This is a genomic window from Sphingobium sp. C100, assembly GCF_000508185.1.
In the GTDB taxonomy this organism is placed as follows: domain Bacteria; phylum Pseudomonadota; class Alphaproteobacteria; order Sphingomonadales; family Sphingomonadaceae; genus Sphingobium.
Window position 1 is genome coordinate 1 of record NZ_AYOY01000109.1, and the last position, 1,105, is coordinate 1,105.

2 protein-coding genes are annotated in these 1,105 nt (G+C 66.8%); both read left to right on the forward strand.

Features of this window, described 5'->3' with window-relative positions; genetic code table 11:
• Window positions 1-615 (forward strand): hypothetical protein (locus tag C100_RS32350; RefSeq protein WP_024019168.1); only part of this gene is annotated, 615 nt, incomplete at its 5' end.
• On the forward strand, window positions 615-1,105 hold a 491-nt coding region (locus tag C100_RS32355), incomplete at its 3' end, for an LptA/OstA family protein (protein ID WP_024019169.1). The genes C100_RS32350 and C100_RS32355, both read left to right, overlap by 1 nt.

A 1,105-nucleotide genomic window follows, 5' to 3' on the forward strand; every position in this document is an offset into this window, starting at 1 on the left:
CGCCGTCAAGGGGCGCGCCCGGGCGGCAGCCATGACCAGTTGGTCAGGCTGCTCAAAAACTGGCTGCCAGTGGCGGTCGGCGTGCTCGCCGCGTTGCTGGCCACCGCGCCCTTTACCGGCGGCGACAAGGTGAGTTTCGTGCTGGACAAGAACAAGGTGGATGTCGCGCGCGAACGGATGCGCGTCACCGAAGCGCTTTATCGGGGCGAGGACAGCAAGGGTCAGCCCTTTTCCCTGCGCGCCGGCTCGGCCGTGCAGAAAAACTCCCGCGAGCCGATCGTCGATCTCAACGACCTGTCGGCCCGCATCCTGTTGTCGGACGGGCCGGCGCTGCTGACCGCGCAAAAGGGGCGATATGACATGGAAAGCGAACGAGTCGCCATCGATGGCCCGGTGCAGTTCGAGGCGGCCGGCGGCTATCGCCTGACAACGCGCGACGTGGGCGTCGACCTGACCAGCCGGCGGATGCGCAGCGCCGGCCGCGTCGATGGGCGCATCCCCATCGGCACCTTCAGCGCCGACCATCTGGAAGCGGACATGGCCGCGCGCACAGTGACATTGAACGGCCGCGCGCGCTTGCGCATCGAGCAAAATGGCCTCAAAGGGCAAAACTGATGAAACGCACCCTCCTGCTGCTGTCGATCGGATTCCTGGGCACCGCCGGCGTGATGATCGCCGGCGCAAGCGCACAGGTGCTGCGTAATCATGACAGCAACGCGCCTGTCAATTTCACCGCCGACCGGATCGAGGTGCAGGACCGCGCCGACCGGGTGCTCGTGTCCGGCAATGTCGAGGTGACGCAGGCCGGCATGACGCTGAACGCGGCGCGCATGACCGTGGCCTATCGCAACCAGCCGGGCGGCACCGGCACCAACGGCATCGAGATCGACCGGATCGACGCGTCTGGCAATGTCGTCGTGACCAAGGGGGACCAGACCGCGCGCGGCAATGTCGCCATCTACGACCTCAATGCCAAGCTGATCACCATGTTGGGCAATGTCGCGCTGACGCAGGGATCGAACCGACTGACCGGCGGGCGGCTGGTCATGGACCTCAACAGCGGCCGATCGACGGTGGACGGCCGATCGACCGGCGGCGGCGCGGG